Source organism: Marinobacterium mangrovicola (assembly GCF_004339595.1).
Taxonomy (GTDB): Bacteria; Pseudomonadota; Gammaproteobacteria; order Pseudomonadales; family Balneatricaceae; genus Marinobacterium_D; species Marinobacterium_D mangrovicola.
In genome coordinates, this window is record NZ_SMFU01000007.1 from 1,233,597 (window position 1) to 1,254,098 (window position 20,502).

Below are 20,502 nucleotides of genomic sequence, written 5' to 3' on the forward strand. Positions count from 1 at the left end.
TTTCTGTTACTGCAGTGTGGGGCTGACTTCGCGACCAAAGGCGGTAAACAGCGGCGGTGCATCCCAACCCAGGCGATCGGCACCCGTGTGAATCAGGTGCAGCACCTGATGCAGCTCTTCGTAGGTCACGACTCCCGCCGCAGCTACCTCATCCGGGTTATCCTGCCCAAACAGTCGCAACTGATAACGCCCATCGCGGTGACTGATATCGATGCGGTGCAGCAGCTCAGGCCCCTCCGGCTTATCCGTGTCGGGAATCGGCTGGTTGCTGACTTCCATCCGCTCCCGCGCCTGCTCATGCTCGAACTGGGCGGTGGCGCCACGAAACTCGGGCGGACTTTCGCTGACCCGTTTGGAGGTATGCTGCACCAGCTCGTCGGAGGCGCCGAGAATCCTCAGCGCCAACCGCCGGGTGAGCCAGAAATCCACACGGGGCTCGCCATTGTCCAGATTGCCCACCAGGCGGATACGGTCTTCCACCGGGTCGAACTGAAATGTGAAGGAAGCGATATTGATCATAGTATCGAGAATACGCGCTCAGTCGGTAAGGGTCTATCGGTTGATGCATCGCTCATCCAGCTTACTCCGGCTCTGATGGCGGCCGCTCCAGCTCCAGATGAGCACGCTCAACCAGTTCCGGCGGCAGCTCCTTCTGCACCGCGACACCCAGATCCTTGAACTCTGACGCCTGCTTGATCAGGTTGCCGCGCCCGTCGGTGAGCTGCCCCAGCGCCCTGTCGTAGCTACCCTTGGCCTGATCCAGCTTCTTGCCCACATCGAGCATGCTGTTGAGGAAAGCGTTGAGCTTGCGATAGAACTTGTCAGCACGGTCGGCGAGCTCCGCCGTGTGCTTGCTCTGATCCTCGAAACGCCAGAGCTGACGCACGATATTAAGGCTGGTCAGCAACGTGGTCGGCGTAGCGACCAACACGTTGCGTTCGATAGCGCGCTGGTACAGCGTATCGTCGTACTTCAGCGCCTCGACATAGGCGGACTCGATCGGAATAAACATCACCACGATCTCCGGCGAATTGAGCCCCGGCAGGCGGTAGTAGTCCTTGTCGGCCAGCTCGTTGATGCGATCCCGCACCGCCTGGGTATGCTCTGCCAGCGCGGTGAGACGCTCGGTCTCATCCTCCGAGTTCACGTAGCGCGTGTAGGCCATCAGCGAGGTTTTGGCATCGATAATAAGGTGCTTATGCTGCGGCAGGTAGACCACCGCGTCCGGACGCAAGCGACCATCCTCGGTATTGATGCTGACCTCGCGCTGGTAATCTTCGCCGAGCCTCAGGCCCGACTTTTCCAGCACATTTTCCAGCATCAACTCACCCCAGTTACCCTGCATCTTCTTCTGCCCCTGCAGCGCAGTGGTCAGCTTATGGGCCTGATCGGTGATATCCCGGTTCAGCTTCTGCAGGTTCTCGAGTTCGGTCTTAAGCTGGATTCGCTGCGCCGTCTCTTGTTCATGTATACGTTCAACTTTCTCCTTGAACCCCTTCATTTCACTATGAATTGGGTTCAGCAGCGCACTGAGACTGGTCTGGTTCAGCTCGGTGAACGCCTTGCCTTTACGCTCGAATATTTCGCTGGCCAGCACCTCGAACTCTTTCTTCAGCATCTCGCGACTACGCTCAAGCTGCTTAAGCTGTTCCTCGAAATGCTCCTGCTTCTGCGCCAACGTGGTGCGCAGCTCCGTATGTTCGGACTCCAGCTCCGTATGCGCGGTACGCAGGCGCTCCAGCAGCTCTTCCGCCCGCGCCAGGCGCTGCTGACGCTCATGGAGACGCTCAGCCAGTTGATCGCGCCGCTCCACCGCCGTGGCCAATTCGGTCTGCGCCTGATGCAACTCGGCGCCTCTCGCTTCCAGCTGCCGACGCGCCAGATCGCGCTGTGATTCCGTCGCATCCAGCTGCTCGGCGTAGTGATCCAGGCGGGTTTCCAGGCGCCCTTTTTCGACATCGATCTGCGCCAGGCGCGCGCGAGCACCTTCATATTCATCACGCTGCATATCAAGCAGATCCTGCAGCCGCTCCTGCTCGGACTCGGCACGATCGGCACGCAGCAACTCCTCCTGCAGACGCTTCTGAGCACGACTGCCAGCGACCAACCAGGCGATAACAAACGCAATAAGAAAGGAGGCAGCAACAGCGGAAGGAAGTAGGAACTCGTTTGGCATCAATAACATCCCTGACAGATGGATCAGGCACGATGATAGTTCACTTGGCGCGCCAACGACACTGTCAGCGCCGAGATAGATAGCCAACAAACCCCTTTCAACAGGAGTCGATTAGATACGCTGCCCCGCGTTATCGAATTCCAGGCGCTGAACCTCGTCATCGTCGTCGCGGATCTCGGCCCACTCCAGTGCGCCGTTAGCGTGATAGCCGTAGCGATGCTCGAGCTCAACCTCGCCATAAACGACTTTATGGACACGTTCCAGGCGGCCTTCGGCATCCAGGTTGGCGCCAAAGTAGGTGTTACGATTCTGGGTTTCAGAAGACTCAAGGGGGTTGACCAGCTGCAGAGGGAGCGTAATACCGGTGTAGGTGAGGAAGTATTTATCGTACTGTTCGTTTGAACTCATGATGACAGCTCTTGCGGTTTTTATGATTGCGGGATTTGAAGAAAACGGCGCCACCAGCCCGCCCTTGCAGGGCCTCCCTGTAGGAACTCTCACATCGCCTGTCGAATAGCCGACAAAGCCCGAAGCGCTATCGCGCACCGAACAGTGCAGAACAGGGATTAAGGTCTGGCGGCATTAGCACTTCTGCAAAACCCGAACCGCAAACGAGCCGCCACTTGCTGAAAGCCTGGAGCCCGAAGCTCAGAGTCGATAACCCTCTTCCATCAACACCTGTCTGACGCAGGGCCGCTGCAGCATCAGCTCAAAGTGGGAACGCACAACCGCCGGTAGCGGAATATCGGTGCGATCTGCCCAGAACTCGACGTAGAACAGTGCCGCATCCGCGATGGAAAAATCGCCACAGGCATAGCCTTTGTCCGGCAGCTGAAGCGCCAGTAGACCAAAGGCCTCAACGACTCGCCTCCGCCCCGCTGCTTTCACCGCCTCCAGGTCAGAAGAGCCGACCAAAAACCGCTCCGGCGTAAATATTCGCGCAAATGCCTGCATATGCAGGTTGCTTACCGCATATGACATCAACTCAATAGCTCGGGCTGCGGCCAGCGGCTTTTCCGATATAAGCCGTGCCCGCGGATGACTCCAGGCCAGCCAACAGGCGATCGCTTCAAACTCGGTGAGAATCTCGCCGTTATCGAGCTTCAGCATAGGGATCGATCCCTTGGGGTTAAGCGCCCGGAAAGACTCCGAGTTCTGATCCCCCGCCATCAGATTAACGAGTTCAACCGAGAACAGCGCTTCACACTCTTCCAGCAGGATATGAATACCGGTAGTGCAGGAGCCTGGCGTCATATAAAAGGTCAGCATCAGGCAACGCCCTCGCCGGCAACCAGGGAGGAGAACCAGGCAGTCAGTGCTGGCTCCACCTCTTCCCAGGGATAATCCGCCACCGGCTCAACACCGCGCTTACGCAGCTTTTCCGCCGGGCCATCACCCACGCGAGCGACGAGCACGGCATCGCAGTCTTCGATGGTATCGAGAATTTTTTCCAATGCGGATCGATCACCGTGACCGCCAAGGCAGTAGTGATCCACTTCCCGCTTTTCGATGAGCGAGCAACCCGCCTCACCCACGCTATAGATACTGAAGTGTTTGGCGTGACCAAAGTGCTCATCGACCGCCACCCCCTCTTTCGAGGCAACTGCTACCCGATAGGTCATTGTCTGAAGCTCCAAAATTAAGGTTTTGAAAGCTCTATGCGAAAACCGATCCAGTTACGCCAAACACACACCAGACAAAAAACCTAAATACGTATTATGTACTTATAATACCCAGTCAATTTATTTTCGACCGCAAATATGCTCACAAACGTGCGCGGGGCACTGACCGGCACAAAAAGAGCACACGAATAGCCATGAAATTATCTGTTATTCGACTTTAATAAAACATTTCAATCATTTGATATATATAGCTTTATAAAATATTTAATTACTACATGACCACTTGGTCAGTTTTTTGCCTTGGGTATGCGCAGCCAATCTGACTAAACGGTCAGTTTATTTCTATCCGTAAATAACCAATGCAGGAACTCGACTAGATGAAACCCATACACGCTGCCGCTGCCCTTGCCATCGGACTTGCCTCAGCCTCTAACGCTTCTGCCGAGCTGATCTGGCAGGACTTCAGCCTGACCTACCTGAACGGTAGCGATTATGAAGTTGGTGATGAAGATCGTCAGGTTGTTACCGTCGAACACGCCAGTGGTCACTCCTGGGGCGACACCTTCTTCTTCATGGACCGTCTGAAATGGGACGATGGCACCACCGAAAACTACATGGAGTTCTCTCCACGCCTGAGCCTCGGCGGCGTGAGCGGATCTGATCTCTCCTTTGGCCCGATCAAGGATGTACTGATCGCCACCACCTGGGAATCCGGCGAAAACTTCGACAATCTGCTCTACGGTGTCGGCTTCTCCTTCGATGTACCCGGCTTCAACTACTTCAACGCCAACATCTACAAGGTCGACAACGACCTCAACGATAACGACGAGCAGCTGACCCTGACCTGGGGCTTGCCGTTCTCTTTGGGCAATGCGGACTTCCTCTACGATGGCTTCCTTGACTGGTCATCCGCATCCGACACCAACGCTTCCGAAATGAACTGGACCTCCCAGCTAAAGTGGAACATTGGCAAGTATTTTGGAATGAAGTCTAAGCTGTATATAGGCACAGAATACGCCTACTGGAACAACAAGTTCGGCATCAAAGGCGCGGACGAGCGCAACCCTGCGTTCCTGCTCAAGTGGCACTACTGATAACGGCTCTATTAAGCGAATTCAGGGTGCCCGCTGGCACCCTGAACAGGAGGTTTACTCATGGCTCAACCGCAGGATAGCGAACTGCTATACCCGCTCGACGCCAAACCAGGTCCGCTGGAGTCTGTGTTCGCAGCCCTACAGCATGTGTTGGCCAGTTTCGTCGGTATCATTACCCCCACTCTGATTATCGGCGGCGTGCTCGGCCTCGGCTCCGAAATCCCCTATCTGATCAGCATGGCCCTCGTGGTTTCCGGGGTAGGTACTTTTATCCAGGCACGTCGCCCTTTCGGCCTTGGTGCAGGGATGATCTGCGTTCAAGGCACAAGCTTTGCTTTTCTCAGCTCTGTATTGGCAGCCGGTTTTATCGCCAAAGCCAAAGGCGGCGGCCCGGAAGAGATCCTGGCAATGATCTATGGCGTCTGTTTTTTCGGCGCATTTATCGAGATCGTGCTCAGCCAGTTCATCCATAAACTGCAGCGCGTCGTCACGCCGCTGGTTACCGGCATCGTGATCACCATTATCGGTATAAGCCTGATCAAGGTGGGCATGACCGATCTGGCCGGCGGCTTTAATGCCCCCGATTTCGGCAGCGCCCAAAACCTGGCACTGGGCGGCGGTGTATTGGCGCTGATCATTATTCTGAACCAGTCCAGTAACTCCTGGATTCGCCTGTCATCGATCATCATCGGTCTGTTGGTGGGTTATATCGCTGCCATCTTCATGGGCAAGGTCAGCTTCGACAATATCAGCGCCCCGCTATTCAGTATTCCCATGCCTTTCAAATACGGGTTTGACTTCGACTTCGGTGCTTTCATCCCGATCGCACTGATCTACCTCATCACCGCCATTGAATCCACCGGCGATTTGACCGCCAATTCCATGGTGTCGAAACAGCCCCTGAAGGGTCCGGTTTACATCTCGCGTATCCGCGGTGGCGTCCTGGCCGACGGCTTTAACTCTGCACTGGCGGCGGTGTTCAACACCTTCCCCAACACCACGTTCAGCCAGAACAACGGCGTGATTCAGCTCACCGGCGTAGCCAGCCGCTATATCGGTTATTACATCGCCGTGATTCTGGTGATTCTTGGCCTGTTTCCGATCATCGGCGCCGTACTGCAGCAGATCCCGAAGCCGGTGGTTGGGGGCGCCACACTGGTGATGTTTGGCACCGTTGCCGCGGCGGGTGTGAAGATTCTCTCCACCGAGGAGCTGGATCGCCGCAAAATGCTGATCATGGCCGCCGCCTTTGGTATCGGCCTGGGGGTCACTCTGGTCCCCAATCTGCTGGAACAGATGCCTAAGCTGGTACAGAACGTATTCGGCTCAGCTATCACCAGTGGCGGCCTGGTCGCCATACTCCTTACCTGGCTGATTCCGGATAAAACAACTTCCGAAGGCAACAAAGAAGCGGCACCTGAGGGTGATGCGAAAGAAGCGTAATAATAATGGCCGCCCTCGAGGCGGCCATTTTGCGTATAATGCGCCGAGAGTGGTTAGGAGCGCGCAGAGACGCGCCCTGCCAAATGGAATGCAAGATGGGTACGTTGGAGTGGTCAGTCCATGCTGTTTAAATTAGATCCCGATACCAAAGCCAGGCCTGTGGGCGGCCGGATCCGCCAGAAAAACGAATCGATCATCCTGCGGGCTGCAGAGATCGAATTCGCCAACTCGGGGTTCAAGGGCGCGAGCATGAACGATATTGCGCAGCGGGCAGACCTGCCCAAGGCCAATATCCACTACTACTTCAAGAACAAGCTGGGCCTCTATATCGCTGTACTGAGCGATATTATCGAGCTCTGGGACAGCACGCTTAACGCGATCACCCCCGAGGACAATCCACGGGATGTGCTGATTACCTATGTTCAGCGCAAGATCGAATTCTCTGCACAGAATCCCCTGGCATCACGCATCTTCGCCAAGGAACTGATCAGCGGCGCTCCCAATATGAAGGAGTATTTCCGCGACGATTACGCACTCTGGTTCAAGGGCCGTGCCGATATTTTTCGCGCCTGGGCTGCACAGGGCAAAATCGATCCCGAAGTCAGCCCTGAGCATCTGATCTTCCTGCTTTGGTCCGCCACCCAGCATTACGCCGACTTTTCTACCCAGATCGAAGCGGCGCTCGGTAAGGATCAGCTGGAGGAAGCGGACTACCAGGATGCGGCCAGCACCCTTCTCCATATCATTCTAAAAGGCTGCGGCATCAAATAAGGCGTATCTATTTATGAGCCTGAAGATCTATCTCGCTGGACCCGATGTATTCCGTGCAGACGCCAAAGAGCTTGGTGAAGCCAAGGCGAAAATCTGCGCAGAGTACGGCTTCGAAGGCCTGTTTCCTCTCGACGCCAATGTGGATCTGAGCAACCTGACACCCTTTGAGTCAGGCCTTGCGATCTATGGCGCGGATATCGAACTGATGGATCGCTGCGACCTGATCGTCGCCAACATGACGCCGTTCCGCGGTCCAGGCCTGGATGGCGGCACCGCCTTCGAGATGGGCTATATGCGCGCCCAGGGCAAACCCGTCTGGGGCTACACCCTGGATCCACGAGACTACGGCGAGCGAGTCGAGCAACCCGAACCGGGTTGGGATGTTCAGAAGCAGCATGTGGAAGCGTTCGGCATGGCTGACAACCTGATGCTGGTCGGCTCTATCGCGGAAAGCGGCGGTGAGCTGTTACGCGAAGCCGGCGATCCAGCCGAACCCCAGCATCACCTTAGCGCCTTTCGAAAAGTAATCGAGAAACTGGCTGCAAGCCAAAAAAGATAACGCTCAAAGCCCGCGATTGCGGGCTTTTTTCATTGAATCTGACTAACCGCCAACACCGAGATAATCCGCTGCGCCGCGCCACTCCAGACATAACGATAGTGACCGCCCTGCGCAGGAATTGACGTCGCCTTAGGCGTGAACAGCGCCACGCACTCCCCCTGCTTCTGCCGCACGCTGTTATAGAGCAGCCCAGCCACCCCTGACTGACGACGCCCCAACGCAAAACGCTGAGAAGGCGCGTAATCGCTCGGATGGTGCAGATCGGCGTAGTCATCGCCACGAATGTCCTCCAGTGGCAGCTGAATCACGCTGATATATTCACGCAGCGTTACTTCGGTATCCGGCTCCTGGGTCGCCGAGAGAAAGCGCTCCCGGTGATAACGGGTTTCAGCTATTGCGACCTCCAGCGAATTACCAGCGTAATAGACGCCATAGCGACCATCGGTAAAACGACTGGCCTGACCGATATGGGTAAATGCCGCCATAACCGGCGTAGAGCCCGGGCCCGAGATCCGCTCCGATGCTGGCACCAACCGCAGATCGCCGGCTTCATCCCGCAGGCGATCGTTGGTCAGGCTCTCTATCTCAAAGATGATCTCCAGATCCTCTGGATCGGCAACGGTTTCAAACAGATTGATCGGTGGAAAGTGACTCGGCACCAGTCGATGCGCCCGCTCCCAGTCAGGTATCAGCTGCTGCATCCCTTAGCCTCGCATGTAATCAAGATAACGCCTGACATCCGCCAGATTGATCACGCTGCCCTTGAGCATCACATCCAGCGCGGAATCCCCATCAAAATCCCGGTTCTCCTTCTTAGGCCAGGCGTTGGCCTGCTCTTCTGTGGGAAACAGAATCCGCAGTGCCTTATAGATCCCCAGCACATAGGAGATACGTTCCAGCGTATCGCGAGTTAGCGTGGGGCCCTCGCCATTACGCCACTTGTAGAAAGTCGTGCGCGGCGGATCGCCCAGCAGCACCTTCTGCTGCTGACTGCTCAGCCCCCAGCCATCGGTGATTCGGAAAAAGGTTTTTAGCGCCACATCGGATTTACGACGATCATCCGCCTGCATTGCGCCTTCGGGATTGGCCATCATTCTGGACACCCTGAATCGGTTAACATACATCAAGCGTATTCCCTATGGGGATTTATTGCAATTATAGTTCCCAACGGATCGCCGATAGCACTCTCTACGGATAGTTTGGACCGGGCTATTACAGATCTCGGTGAGAATGTAGCGCCTGAGCAGAGCTTGGCAATCGAGTTCCAGCGCGAATTAGATCACTCCCGCAAAAGTAACCGAAAGCCTGCGAATATCAGCTTCCAGGCACTCAGTCGGGGGTTAAGAGCAATACTTGCGGCGACCGTCTGTTAGCACACAGAGCACACTCTCAAGACAATCAGCCAGCTGCTCCCAGCTGCAGAGCACCGATGACATCTATTGATTTGAATTTAGTTGATGACATCCAGTCGATTGAGGGGAGCAGAGCTTAAGTGCTTGTTTTATCAAGCGGCTATGCTCTAAATTGTGCCGGGCAACACAAGGCAAGGTCGCTGGCTCTCAGAACATAGTGGACTGACGGTTACAGGTTGATAGACAGGGTACCCCGCAAAATGGGCACGCCCGTTTTCACCGGAAAAGAATGGCTTGATATCTTAATTTATCCATTTTTTTCAAAACTTAGATCGACTCCACCGGTCTTTGACTGAGGCCGTAAATATGCATACGCAGTATCAGAATGTTAGGTACGGGAGAAAAATCATGGATAGATTATTTCCACAATTGTTAAAACAGCTCCATGAAATTGAAATCGATTACGACATCGATGAGATAGATTACGAGCCTTACGAAAGCTTTAACTCAGAAGAAGACACATCGACCTGGATTAAAGCCTGGACCGGTAACGACGCGTTAGATGGTCGGGAATACCTAATCTTCGGTCAGGACGGTACTGGCGGCTACGCTGCATTTTGGCTGGTGCATGACACCGACGATATCTTGATGCAACCGGTCGTGTTTTTTGGCTCTGAGGGGCAAGTAGGCGTTGTCGCCAGTAACTTTTATGAGCTTTGCTGGTTATTCGCGGCCGGTTTTGGCCCCTATGAATCGGTTGAATACCCCGATCTCGAAAGGCCTGGAATCCCCAAGTTTGAAGATTTTGCTAAAGCCCACGCGGCAGAATATCGCGCTTCTGTCACTGAGATTTTGGCCAGGGCAAAGAGGGAGTTTCCGGATTTTGAACAACGCATTGATGAGCTGTGCAACTGAAATAGTGCTCCTAACGAATCAAATCACAGGGTTACCCGCTACTGGTGCCGGTGTTTGAGACGTTAGCTTCCTTTGGAGACCCTATGGACCTACCTATTTTTAAGTACCATCCAGACCCTATAGGCACGGGCGCTATTGAGAAAACGCAAGACGAATGCGAGTGCTGTGAACAACGCAGAGGGTATAAAGCCACTTCAACTATCTACGCAATCGATGATATTGAAACAATTTGCCCTTGGTGCATTGCTAACGGTGCAGCGGCTGAAAAATTTGATGGTGCATTTTCCGACGCACACCCACTACTCTCAGATGGCATCGACCCAAAGATTGTAGATGAAGTATGCAAAAGAACTCCTGGCTTTATTACCTGGCAGCAAGAACGTTGGCTTTCACATTGTGATGATGCATGTGAATTTCTCGGGGATGCAGATAAATCAGATCTGGAAGCGTTATCGGGCGAAAGCCTCAAAGAGTTTCTCTCAGCCGAGCACATCGAAGCGGAGTACTGGCCAGATATCCTGGCAGGTTACGAAAAAGGCGGTCACATAGCGGTCTACAAGTTTAGGTGTAGAGGCTGCGGCCAACACAGATTTTATGCTGATACTGATTAAAGCCAAAAACATCTACCTCAGTATATAAACAAGCTCTGCTTCAAAAGCCGCCGGATTCGGACGTTATGGCTATGGAGACTCTATCTTCTATCTCCTATTTGTCACGCCGGCGGTATCCAATAGCCCGCTGCTCCAGGTTGCCTGGTTCAATCACCAATACCCGAAGGCGCGGGCTCCCCGCACTCACTACTCCCGGTTCAACGCTTCCAGCAGTTCAATCTCAAATATCAGGTTGGAGTTTGGCGGGATCTTGTCACCAAAACCGCGCTCGCCATAGCCCTTATCCGCAGGCACGAACAGTTTCCGTTTGCCTCCCACCTTCATGCCGACAAGCCCCTCAACCCAGGCTGCAATCAATTTTTTACGGCTTAGCACGACCTGAAACGGCTCATCTCTCTCATACGAAGAATCAAACTCGGTTCCATCCTCCAGACAGCCTCGATAGTGAGCCGTGATTAAGGCACCGCCCTTTTTCACTTCGGTACCTGTACCCTCGACCAGATCTTCAGCAACCAGTTGTTCAAATTCAGCCATTTTTTGCCCTGCCAGTATCAATAACACGCTTATCGGGGCATTTAATAACGCCAGGCAACAGGTATCAACGGACGGATGATACTGCCCCGAAATTCTTCGCCTGATCACACGGGAGATTAGGTATCTCACAACCGCTGATGCACTGTCGTGGCGATGCTGATCAGCGCTATATCAACACACGGGCCAAACGGCGAACCGCCTCTCTAAGCGTATCTGGAGCCTCGTGACTGAAATTCAGCCGCAATGCTGGCTCAGCTGACACGCCCTTAGGGTAAAACGCTGTGCTGGGCACCACCGCTACGCGTTTCGTTAGAGCAGCTCTGGCAACTGCCGCGGAATCAAGGACTGGCAGCTTAAGCCAGAGAAACATACCGCCCTGCACCGGTTCAGCATCGAATCCCTCTCCGAGGTATTCAGACAAAGCTGTCGCCAATGCCTGATAACGTTCGCTATATAGGTCACAAAGCTGCCGGATATGCCCAGGAAAGCCAGGGTGGGTAATCAGGTCCAATATCAGGGCCTGCATCGGGATGCTTGAGTGTAGATCGGACGCCTGTTTTACCCTGATCAACGCTGGTAGCCAGTCTCGCGGACCGCTTAGCATGCCTAAACGGATCCCGGGCGTTGCGATTTTTGAAAAAGAGCGTAATACCAGCGCTCGCTCGGGACAGAAAGTCGACACCAGGGGCAACTCCTTACCGGCGAAACGTAGTTCCCGATACGGCGCATCCTCAATCAGCGCAACACCATAGCGATCACATAATGAGGCCACTTTTTGCCTGACCTCCAATGTCCAACAAACTCCGGTCGGGTTATGAAAATCAGGCACGGCATAGAAAAGCTTTACCTGTCCCGATGCAAACAGGGACTCCAGCGCATCCAGATCGGGACCATCCCTGTGTTGCTGAACCGGGTGAATTGCCGCCCTCGCCATGCCAAATACCTGCAATGCGCCGGGGTAACTCGGCGCCTCCATTGCGACACCGTCACCCGGGTTCAGGAATGTGCGGGCAATAAGATCGAGCCCCTGCTGGGAGCCGCTACAAACCATCATTCGATGGGAAGACGCCACCTGATACAGGTTTTCCAAATGATCAAGTAAAGGCCGGTAACCGGCTGTTTCTCCGTACTGAAATAGCTCGGCATGCCTGGGTAACTCTGCGATGCTCTCTGCCATTAATGACAACGGAAACCGGTCTGTTGCCGGCAGCCCTCCTGCCAGTGAAATGATCCCTTCGGCCGTTGCCGCCGCCAGAATTTCACGAATGTAGGATGGGTGGATGTGCTGTAGATGGGTGGCAACTTGCATAAGACTTTCTCCTTTTCAACTCATACTACTCATGCCAAGTTACCCAGGATTGTCCGTTTATATCTCTATATTTGTTCTTTTATAATTAACTAATTGTTCATTTATGCTATTCGAGTAACGATACATGGCTTCAGAGCAGCAGATATCCCGCATCAACGATGTCCTGTACGAGATACACCGCGATACATCCGCTGAGCTATCGGCTGACGTGCTTGCAAAGGTCGCGGCCTATTCTGAACAGCATTTTCACCGCGTCTTTCAGGAAGTGGTTGGCGAATCGGTGCACCAATACGTCAGGCGCACGCGGCTGGAACAAGCAGCGAATCAACTGATGTTTGACCGCAAACGTCCGGTATTGGAGGTAGCAGAGCAATGCGGTTTTGCATCCCTGTCTTCATTTACCAAGGCATTTAAGTCGACCTTTGGAGTCACTCCGGGGCGCTGGAGAACCGAAGAACCGGATACCAATGATCCGCCTTACCTAATTGATGATGAGATAGCCCAGGCATATACGCGCTTGCAGGCGATCGACCTCCCCACCCCCAACCTTGTGGAGTTGCCGGAACAACCAGTGGCATACGTGCGCCACCTGGGATACGGCCGCGATATCCGCCTGGCGTGGCAAACCTTGCAAGCCTGGGCCGCAGCAGAGGAGCAACCTTTTGAGACTCAACTCGGACTGCACCATTCAAACCCTGCGTGGGTACCACTGGACCAATGCCGTTACGTTGCCTGCCTGGCCATTGATAAACCCATTCTCAGGAAAGGTAGAGTGAGCAGCATGTGCATACCAGGCGGGCTGCACGCGGCGTTTGACTTGACCGGTGTATACGGGGAGTTACTGCCTTACCTGAGCAAAATACTCGATCAATGGCTGCCCTCTTCCGGCTTCAGGGCGAAAACAACACCAGCTTTTGCACACTATCGAAACAACCATTTTCTAGCTCCAGATGAGCGCTTCGATCTGACGTTCTACCTGCCCATTTCGCTTTGGTAGGTTCATTCACGCGGGTAAATTTCAGTCACCGGGTTGTCTGGCCAGGATGGTTATCGGCTACTCGTCCGGATTTTACGACAACGGCTACTAGACCTGCTATGAGCCTGGGGGAGTCGCTTAGCACACAGAGCAGACGTTGCGGGGATCGGCCTCGACAGTCACTTTCGACCCTGAGCAGACACTTAGGCAGCAGAATTTCATGACAGGAAGCTCCCTAAGAGCGAGCATCATTTGTTCCCTTTGATGAGGAAGGGAACCAGTCCCTGAATTGTCGGTTATGAATGATTCTTGACGGCAGTTCATCTTTTCGATAATTTCTGTTATTACAGAAATAAAGGAATGATGTCATGCAGCTTTCACCCACAATGCAAAAATTTATCCTTCACTGGGGCGAAATGGGATCACGCTGGGGTGTTAACCGCACAGTGGCTCAGATCCATGCACTGCTTTACCTGAGCAATGCTCCGCTCAATGCGGAGCAGATAAGCGAGACTCTAGGGGTCGCTCGCTCCAACGTCAGTACCAGCCTCAAGGAACTCCAGTCTTGGGGTTTGGTTAAAGTGTCTCATGTGCTCGGTGATCGTCGTGACCACTTCGATTCACACAAAGACGTCTGGGACATATTTTTTATCATCATGGAAGAACGCAAGAAGCGCGAACTCGATCCAACCCTAACTACACTGCGTGAATGTGCATTAGATGCCGAAAATGACGCACAGACACCTGCCGAAACAAAAGCCAGAATTCAGCAAACGCTCGACTTTTTGGAACAGTCGACTGGTTGGTTTGATCAAGTGAAGCGTATGGAGCGCGGCACTATCATCAAGCTACTCAAACTGGGTAGCAAAGTGCAGGGATTGCTTAGCAAAAAGAAGTCTTAGTCTTCATTTGTCTTGGTGTTTCTGTTTTTACTGAAATTACAAAAAGTACGGTAAAGTGAACATCCATCCTCTATTCATTACAGAGCTGCTTTTATCAATATCGGTCAGTTTGCTGGCATTGTTGCTACTTCGAGGGGTACTGGAATCCGTTCTGGTGGACTTATGCGGGAATGCTACGAGGGCGAAGTTTTGGTGCCGATTTACCCTATTAATGCTACTTATCGGCCCTTTGCTCGGCGCTCTGCTTCTATCTGATGGTAGCTCAGCTCCTATAGACTCCTTACTAGCCAGAGAGACGCTTAGGAATGTTCTCGCTGGCACTTTCTTCAGCCTAACGGGAGTGGGTTGGGTTATCTGGAAATCTATCCCTGAAAACGGGTCTTTATCGCCTTCAGCATCCGCCCATCAATCAACTGAAGAGGGGGCATAAAGCGGCATGAATATATTGTTGTGTGGATCAAACGGCTTTATTGGAAAGAACTTGTACCAGTATCTAACTGCTAACGGACATCATGTACGTGCAGCTGTTCGCAACGCTGAAAATTTTCAGCGCTATTACCCCGAGGCAGATACGGTCCAGGTCGATTTTAGGAGAGACCACGACATCGGAAGCTGGCTACCTCGGCTAGAAGATATTGATTTGGTGATAAACGCGGTAGGTATCATCCGAGAAACTGGTACCCAGCGCTTTGAAGACATACATCAAAATGCCCCTTGTTCACTTTTCGATGCGTGTGTTGAAGCACGTGTCAGGCGTGTCATCCAAATCTCAGCTCTAGGCGCTGATCGCCATGCTGAAAGCAACTATCACCTAAGCAAACGCGCCGCTGATAGACATCTATCAAAGTGCGATCTTGACTGGACAATACTTCGACCCTCTATCGTTTACGGCCCTGGAGCAAAGAGCACCGAATTGTTCAAAGCCCTTGCTGCCCTTCCATTAACACCGCTGGTCGGCCACGGAGAGCAGTTGATTCAGCCAATCTATATCAAAGATGTGGCCAAGGCGATTTCCCTATGCTTGGAAGCTGACACCACAGTTCACAAGCATATCGATCTAGTTGGCCCCCAATCGATCAGTTTTGCTGCCCTGTTATCCCTACATAGGAATTGGCTTGGGCTAGGTGCTCTAAGACCCCTTCCAATCAAATATCCAGTAGCTCTAAAGCTCGGCAAACTTGCTGGCAAATTAGGAAATGCACCTGTAACTGAGGAAACCGTGGCGATGCTAGCTAGGGGAAATACCAGCGATGTAAGTGCGTTTGTTCAGGCATTCAAATTCACTCCGCGCTCACCCTCTGATGAACTCGGTCAACATCCAGCTCAAACAGCTGATCGTTGGTACTCCAGTCTGTTTTTTATGCCCTGGCTACTCCGTTGGTGCATTGCACTGGTGTGGGTCGTAACTGGTGTTTGCTCGCTTGGTATCTATCCCGAATCAGAAAGTCTAAAAATCCTTGAACAAGCAGGGATTACCGGAGCTTTGGCAACTCTTCTTCTTTACGGAGGTGGTTTGGTAGACCTAGCGATTGGCCTGATGATGCTTTTTGATCGCTGGATTAAATCCGTTTTAGTTATTCAGTTGAGCATCATGATGATCTACACACTGATCATCACAGGATTGCTGCCTGAACTTTGGCTACACCCGTTCGGCCCAGTTACAAAGAACCTACCAATGGCTGCTGCAACTCTTTGCCTATTAGCGATGACAAGGAAGTGATCATGGAATACCTGATAATCAAGTGGCTACACATTCTCAGCGCTATCCTGCTGTTTGGAACAGGTTTGGGAAGCGCTTTTTATAAGCTGTTCACAGATCTTTCTGGCAATCTAAATGCAATTGCTGTGACAAATCGCCTTGTAGTCAGAGCCGACTGGATGTTCACGACACCGACTGTCATCATCCAGCCTATAACAGGCTTTTGGATGATCCATCTTGCTGGTTTGTCGCTTGAACTGACCTGGCTTTGGCTTACCGTTGGGCTGTACCTTTTTGCAGGCGCTTGCTGGGTGCCAGTCGTAGTGCTTCAAATCCAAATGCGGGACCAGGCCGAGAGCTGTTTAAACGACAACACTCTATTGCCTCCGTCCTATCACCAACAGTTAAGGATATGGACTGCATTGGGCATCCCAGCTTTTCTGGCGATGGTAGTAGTCACAGCACTAATGGTGATCAAGCCAATATAAGCATTCTCCTGACGGTTTTCTCATGAGCCAAGAAAGCTTTGGACGCGCTCTTCCCCAAAGAGGGCTCAGGTCGGCCTACAAAAGCTATCATTTGCAAGGCGCATGGAAGAGGAGTCGTCAACGGCAGCTATGTGCCGATAGCTGGCCTAGTTCACGGCGTGTCTAATGTCTGCTCTGGGCCAGAGCCAGCCATCAAGCCCGCACTAAAGCCTCGTCCAACCGGTCCCACAGGCTATAGATTTAGGTTAGTATTCGCCTCAATTGATGGGAGGCGTTATGGCTACAGCGGCGGCACTGCACATTCTGGTAAAGACACGAAAAGAAGCTGAAGAGATTCTTGAACAGCTGAAGAAAGGTAAAAACTTTGGCGAACTGGCGAAACGCCACTCCATCTGCCCCTCCGGCAAGCGTGGTGGTGATCTGGGCGAATTTCATCGTGGCGATATGGTTAAAGCGTTCGATGACGTGGTGTTCAAGCGCCCGATTCTAAAGGTACATGGCCCGATCAAGACCCGCTTCGGCTACCACCTGATCAAGACGCTGTATCGCAGTTGAGAAGCTTCAGATCTTCGCACGTCGAGCAGTGATCGGCTCAGGATCCGGGCGCTGCTCGGATGCTGGCCTAATGACCCGCCCTGCCGAGTAGTTCAAGCACCTGGCCAAGTAGCTGTCGGTCTTTAACCAACCCCATATGGTTGCTCTTCAGCATAGTGATGCTGTTCCAGGGGATCGGTGAACTGCGGTCGGTCTCATCCAGCCTGACACTGCTTGCCAATACGGTGCCGTCACCGGGTCCGAAGGCGGTCCACCTGAGCTGGCGGTCACCACGCTCACCGCTGAAATGCATCGGGGTGCGATGCGCATCGCCGACAAAGAGATGAAGCTCCAGGTGATCGGGCACCGCCTCCAGGGGCTGATCCATGGCGTGATGGAACACCTGGGCATTGTGTAGGCACTTGCGAAGATGATCCTCAGCGACCTCAAGGCGCTGCCCCGGTGAGGAGAGCCCCGGTAACTGCCGCGCGCGCTCCTCAACCAGCCAGGATGCAGTGATACCCCAATCGTGGGATAACCAGAAATCCGCATCCAGTATGTTGTTGTCGCCATTGCCGTGCGGCTTATGTCTGGGCCGCGGCAGCAGCTGATACCCAGAAGGAAAGGTACCCACCAACACTGGCCCGTATGCTGGATGCATGGGGTTGCCGGGAATGCCCTGCACCAGCCGGTCCAGCATCTGCACGGCACCTGCATTGGGCGTACCGATGATCACCGCCTTGTCGACGTACGCTGCACCGCCCCAATTCAGGCGAGGGCCTGATCCGTCATACGGAAGCAACTGGCCGCCGAACTGCAGAAAGTAACGTAACAGCAACCCACCCATGGAATGCGCCACAATATTGAACCGGATAGGCTCGCTGCTGTTGCGCCGCACCTGCAGAAACCGCGTCGCCCGATGAATGAATGCCTGCAGCGCGATGGCGCTTTCATCCAGGCTGCGACGCCAGTCGTAACTGAACTCGAAAGCCTCGGCGCCGCTGCTGAGCGCTTCGCTTCGGCTTTCAACGAAGGTATCGGAAAAGCTCTCTACCCCCATGGCGCTCATCACATCACCGTAGGCGGTAACCTTTAAGGGCACTCCAACCATGGAGCCGCGCACAATCCCGAGGACGCCATCAACCTGGCTTGCGCTGCGCAGCTGATCCAGCGGCGTTCCAATCGCCATCGGCAGGCCGAACAGTTGTGCCGCCTCGTTCGAGGCTGGATCGGTAAACCCGGGCACCCACTCTCCCCAGACCGACTGCGCGTCTGAATCGGATACAAGTTTGGAGCCCAATACGCCCGGTATCACAATTACCGGATTGGGCGGAGTTCCGCCCTGCGCCGCGTTGCGCGTGCGCGTTAGGTGATCTGCTGATGGTTCAGAAAAACGCGTGAGTGAAAACATGGCTAAGCCCGGCTAACCAGATTCGAATGAGTATAGTAATCTGATCTGCAATCGTCGTGTGAACCACCTGAGGGCGGGTAGATGAGAAACAGGGCTGTTCCGTTCCAGAAAAGCTTGCTCTTCAACCTGACATCGGGAGTGCTGCTCCTCGGCGTTATCTTGCTGGTAACCTCCCTTATCGTGACGGAGAGGACAGTAAAAAGGCTGTCAGGCGCACTGACCAATCAGGTAATCGCTACCACCGACGCCAGAATCATGGGCTTCTTTGGACCGGTTCAGGCCGCGATCGAGATCTCCGCCGAACGCGCGATCAATGGTGAATTCCAGCAGTTCCCCCTGCAAGATCTCGATCGCTACTTCACTCCGCTTATTGAACGGCTGCCGCAGCTTTCCTCGGTGATGTATGCCCATGAAAACGGCGACGAATACATGCTGCTCAAATCAGCGGGTCGTTGGCAGAGCCGGCTTACCCGCCCCGAGGCCTGGGGCGCGCGCGAAGACTGGCGTGAATGGAGCGCGAAAGATGACCCCAGGCCGATCCAGCAACGTGAGTTGAGCTACGACGCCAGACAACGTCCTTGGCATCAGGGCGCACTGCAGTTACTGGCTGAATTGGGCGAAGACGCGCCAATCCGCGAGCGCATTTACTGGACCCGCCCTTATAAATTCTTCACCACCCAGGAACCTGGCCTGACATTGAGCCTTGCGCAGCGAACCCATACCGGACAGGTAATCGTGCTTGGCTTTGATATCCTGCTGGCAGACATCAGCCGCTTCACCTCAAACCTCGAAGAGGGCCGGGACGGCAAGGTATTTGTGCTGCGAGGCAAGCCGGACAGCCCCCAGGGAATGCTTGTAGTGGGAGTGCCCGCCGATGAGCGCTTCACCGACGAAGCAACCATGATCAATTACGTGCTGAGTCGACCGGCGGAGCTAGGTGGCCCCTTGGCGAGCTTCGTCAGTGATGCACTTGAAACCCACCCCACTCTACCAGGCTCTCCCGTCGAGTTTACGCACCAGAGTGAGTCCTGGTGGGGCGAGATAACCCGTTCAGGGCTGCGTACCTCTGACGATATCTGGATCGGTGCAGTGGTTCCCGAAGAGCAGCTGCTTGAGGCGCTGCCGGACTCAGGGCTGATCATCATCGTTACCACCGGCGCGGTGCTGCTGCTGGCGATGCTGCGCGCGCTCTGGCTGTCGCGCCGTTATGCCGCGCCCTTGCAGCAGCTCACCGATAACGGTAACCGCATGCAGCGGCTGAATTTCGAACCGGTGAAGCCGGTCAAATCCAACATCAAGGAGATCCGCCACCTCTCGGCTACGCTAGAGCGAATGCGCGCCGCGCTGCAAACCTTCTCGGCAGCCCGTGAAGATCTGCGCGTGGCTCTATCGATCCATAATATGTTATTGCCCAGCGCCCTTCCGGAACTTTCTCGGCTCGATATCCAGGTATGGCATGAGCCATCAGAAGCGGTGGGTGGCGAGTTCTACGACGCTATTCCACTGGACGGAAACGATGAGCCGGAAGCTGTCCTTTTCGGCCTGTTTAAATTTCCCGGCAATGGCGTAGCAGCGGCGATACAGGGTGCCCAACTGCGCGCGGCCCTGCGCTCTGGCGTGCACGAAAGCCAGGATCTGCCAGCACTGGCTGCCCGCCTCGAATCATTCGCCCGCAAAGACCTGACCGGGTTTGGACCGCTTGGTGCCTGGTTGCTAAAAATCGAAAAAGGCGGTCAATCGATCAGCGCCCTGGGGGCGGGTATGGACCCGTTGCTTTTGCGTCATGGCCAGACAATAGAAAAGATACCCGCTGCTGCCGACCCTCTGTCACTTGGGGTTTCGATGGATACCCCACAACCGGTGTCTTTAGAGCTAAGTCCAGGCGATATCCTGGTCATCGGTCTGGACGGCATTGTCGATGCGCTGGATGAAACACGTCGCCAGTACGGCCTGGCAGGACTTGAGCGGGCTCTGGAGGAACTGGGTACAGGCACAGCAGAGGATCTGATCACGCGGGTACGTCGAGACCTGGAGCAATACACCAGTGGCCCCGGCGGCGACCGCACCCTGCTGGTCATCCAGGCAAGGTACTGAAACCACCGTGAG

General features: G+C 54.1%; 22 protein-coding genes. 12 read left to right on the top strand and 10 right to left on the bottom strand.

The window, feature by feature from the left end:
• Positions 1 to 6: 6 nt before the first annotated feature.
• The 5 genes from CLV83_RS06535 to CLV83_RS06555 form a co-directional block, all read right to left on the bottom strand.
• Complete coding sequence (locus CLV83_RS06535) at positions 7 to 519, bottom strand: hypothetical protein (protein ID WP_132289150.1); 513 nt, start codon at positions 517 to 519, stop codon at positions 7 to 9.
• Positions 520 to 580: 61 nt separating this feature from the next.
• On the bottom strand, positions 581 to 2,176 hold the full coding sequence (locus CLV83_RS06540; protein ID WP_132289153.1) for a DNA recombination protein RmuC: 1,596 nt from the start codon (positions 2,174 to 2,176) through the stop codon (positions 581 to 583).
• A gap of 111 nt (positions 2,177 to 2,287) precedes the next feature.
• On the bottom strand, positions 2,288 to 2,584 hold the full coding sequence (locus CLV83_RS06545) for a DUF6156 family protein (protein WP_132289156.1): 297 nt from the start codon (positions 2,582 to 2,584) through the stop codon (positions 2,288 to 2,290).
• A 240-nt stretch (positions 2,585 to 2,824) separates the two neighbouring features.
• Positions 2,825 to 3,445 (bottom strand): glutathione S-transferase family protein, encoded by a 621-nt coding sequence (locus CLV83_RS06550; RefSeq protein WP_132289170.1) that lies wholly within the window; start codon positions 3,443 to 3,445, stop codon positions 2,825 to 2,827.
• On the bottom strand, positions 3,445 to 3,798 hold the full coding sequence (locus CLV83_RS06555; protein ID WP_132289173.1) for a NifB/NifX family molybdenum-iron cluster-binding protein: 354 nt from the start codon (positions 3,796 to 3,798) through the stop codon (positions 3,445 to 3,447). Before CLV83_RS06555 ends, CLV83_RS06550 begins: the two co-directional genes overlap by 1 nt.
• A 377-nt stretch (positions 3,799 to 4,175) precedes the next feature.
• On the opposite strand from CLV83_RS06555, the gene CLV83_RS06560 reads away from it, so the two are divergent.
• The 4 genes from CLV83_RS06560 to CLV83_RS06575 all read left to right on the top strand — a co-directional run bounded on the left by CLV83_RS06560 (position 4,176) and on the right by CLV83_RS06575 (position 7,665).
• The gene (locus CLV83_RS06560; RefSeq protein ID WP_132289176.1) at positions 4,176 to 4,892 is read left to right on the top strand and encodes a DUF5020 family protein; all 717 of its coding nucleotides are present in this window, start codon (positions 4,176 to 4,178) and stop codon (positions 4,890 to 4,892) included.
• Between the two features lie 60 nt (positions 4,893 to 4,952).
• Positions 4,953 to 6,335 (top strand): uracil-xanthine permease family protein, encoded by a 1,383-nt coding sequence (locus CLV83_RS06565; protein ID WP_132289179.1) that lies wholly within the window; start codon positions 4,953 to 4,955, stop codon positions 6,333 to 6,335.
• Between the two features lie 120 nt (positions 6,336 to 6,455).
• Positions 6,456 to 7,106: a TetR/AcrR family transcriptional regulator gene (locus CLV83_RS06570; protein ID WP_104001636.1), complete on the top strand. Its 651-nt coding sequence runs from the start codon at positions 6,456 to 6,458 to the stop codon at positions 7,104 to 7,106.
• A 13-nt stretch (positions 7,107 to 7,119) separates the two neighbouring features.
• The gene (locus tag CLV83_RS06575) at positions 7,120 to 7,665 is read left to right on the top strand and encodes a nucleoside 2-deoxyribosyltransferase (protein ID WP_132289182.1); all 546 of its coding nucleotides are present in this window, start codon (positions 7,120 to 7,122) and stop codon (positions 7,663 to 7,665) included.
• Positions 7,666 to 7,694: 29 nt separating this feature from the next.
• Here CLV83_RS06575 and CLV83_RS06580 read toward each other — a convergent pair whose 3' ends face one another.
• Together CLV83_RS06580 and CLV83_RS06585 are read right to left on the bottom strand one after the other, a co-directional pair.
• Entirely contained in the window at positions 7,695 to 8,366 is a 672-nt protein-coding gene (locus tag CLV83_RS06580) for an RES family NAD+ phosphorylase (RefSeq protein ID WP_132289185.1), read from the bottom strand.
• 3 nt (positions 8,367 to 8,369) lie between these two features.
• Positions 8,370 to 8,759, bottom strand: a complete 390-nt coding sequence (locus CLV83_RS06585) for an MbcA/ParS/Xre antitoxin family protein (RefSeq protein WP_132289188.1) — start codon at positions 8,757 to 8,759, stop codon at positions 8,370 to 8,372.
• Positions 8,760 to 9,425: 666 nt separating this feature from the next.
• Between CLV83_RS06585 and CLV83_RS06590 the strand changes: the two genes are divergently transcribed.
• A complete protein-coding gene (locus CLV83_RS06590) occupies positions 9,426 to 9,932 on the top strand; it encodes an SMI1/KNR4 family protein (protein ID WP_132289191.1) in 507 nt (168 codons plus the stop codon).
• An 83-nt stretch (positions 9,933 to 10,015) separates the two neighbouring features.
• Positions 10,016 to 10,543, top strand: coding sequence for a CbrC family protein (locus CLV83_RS06595; protein WP_132289194.1), 528 nt, complete (start codon positions 10,016 to 10,018; stop codon positions 10,541 to 10,543).
• Between the two features lie 186 nt (positions 10,544 to 10,729).
• Here CLV83_RS06595 and CLV83_RS06600 read toward each other — a convergent pair whose 3' ends face one another.
• Both CLV83_RS06600 and CLV83_RS06605 read right to left on the bottom strand, forming a co-directional pair.
• Entirely contained in the window at positions 10,730 to 11,077 is a 348-nt protein-coding gene (locus CLV83_RS06600; RefSeq protein ID WP_132289197.1) for an FKBP-type peptidyl-prolyl cis-trans isomerase, read from the bottom strand.
• Between the two features lie 166 nt (positions 11,078 to 11,243).
• Positions 11,244 to 12,386, bottom strand: coding sequence for an aminotransferase-like domain-containing protein (locus tag CLV83_RS06605; protein ID WP_132289200.1), 1,143 nt, complete (start codon positions 12,384 to 12,386; stop codon positions 11,244 to 11,246).
• A 124-nt stretch (positions 12,387 to 12,510) separates the two neighbouring features.
• Between CLV83_RS06605 and CLV83_RS06610 the strand changes: the two genes are divergently transcribed.
• The 5 genes from CLV83_RS06610 (at position 12,511) to ppiC (ending at position 17,006) form a co-directional block, all read left to right on the top strand.
• The gene (locus CLV83_RS06610) at positions 12,511 to 13,383 is read left to right on the top strand and encodes an AraC family transcriptional regulator (protein WP_132289203.1); all 873 of its coding nucleotides are present in this window, start codon (positions 12,511 to 12,513) and stop codon (positions 13,381 to 13,383) included.
• A 347-nt stretch (positions 13,384 to 13,730) separates the two neighbouring features.
• Positions 13,731 to 14,264 carry a GbsR/MarR family transcriptional regulator gene (locus CLV83_RS06615; RefSeq protein WP_132289206.1) on the top strand — a complete coding sequence of 178 codons (534 nt, stop codon included), beginning with the start codon at positions 13,731 to 13,733 and terminating at the stop codon, positions 14,262 to 14,264.
• Positions 14,265 to 14,700: 436 nt separating this feature from the next.
• Positions 14,701 to 15,984, top strand: a complete 1,284-nt coding sequence (locus tag CLV83_RS06620) for an NAD(P)H-binding protein (RefSeq protein WP_132289208.1) — start codon at positions 14,701 to 14,703, stop codon at positions 15,982 to 15,984.
• Between the two features lie 2 nt (positions 15,985 to 15,986).
• On the top strand, positions 15,987 to 16,451 hold the full coding sequence (locus CLV83_RS06625; RefSeq protein ID WP_132289211.1) for a DUF2269 family protein: 465 nt from the start codon (positions 15,987 to 15,989) through the stop codon (positions 16,449 to 16,451).
• 276 nt (positions 16,452 to 16,727) lie between these two features.
• Complete coding sequence (ppiC, locus tag CLV83_RS06630; protein WP_132289214.1) at positions 16,728 to 17,006, top strand: peptidylprolyl isomerase PpiC; 279 nt, start codon at positions 16,728 to 16,730, stop codon at positions 17,004 to 17,006.
• A 67-nt stretch (positions 17,007 to 17,073) separates the two neighbouring features.
• Here the strand turns inward: ppiC and CLV83_RS06635 are convergent, their stop codons facing one another.
• Positions 17,074 to 18,231 (bottom strand): lipase family alpha/beta hydrolase, encoded by a 1,158-nt coding sequence (locus tag CLV83_RS06635; RefSeq protein WP_165900249.1) that lies wholly within the window; start codon positions 18,229 to 18,231, stop codon positions 17,074 to 17,076.
• A 246-nt stretch (positions 18,232 to 18,477) separates the two neighbouring features.
• On the opposite strand from CLV83_RS06635, the gene CLV83_RS06640 reads away from it, so the two are divergent.
• Positions 18,478 to 20,490, top strand: coding sequence for a PP2C family protein-serine/threonine phosphatase (locus tag CLV83_RS06640; RefSeq protein WP_132289220.1), 2,013 nt, complete (start codon positions 18,478 to 18,480; stop codon positions 20,488 to 20,490).
• Positions 20,491 to 20,502: the final 12 nt, after the last annotated feature.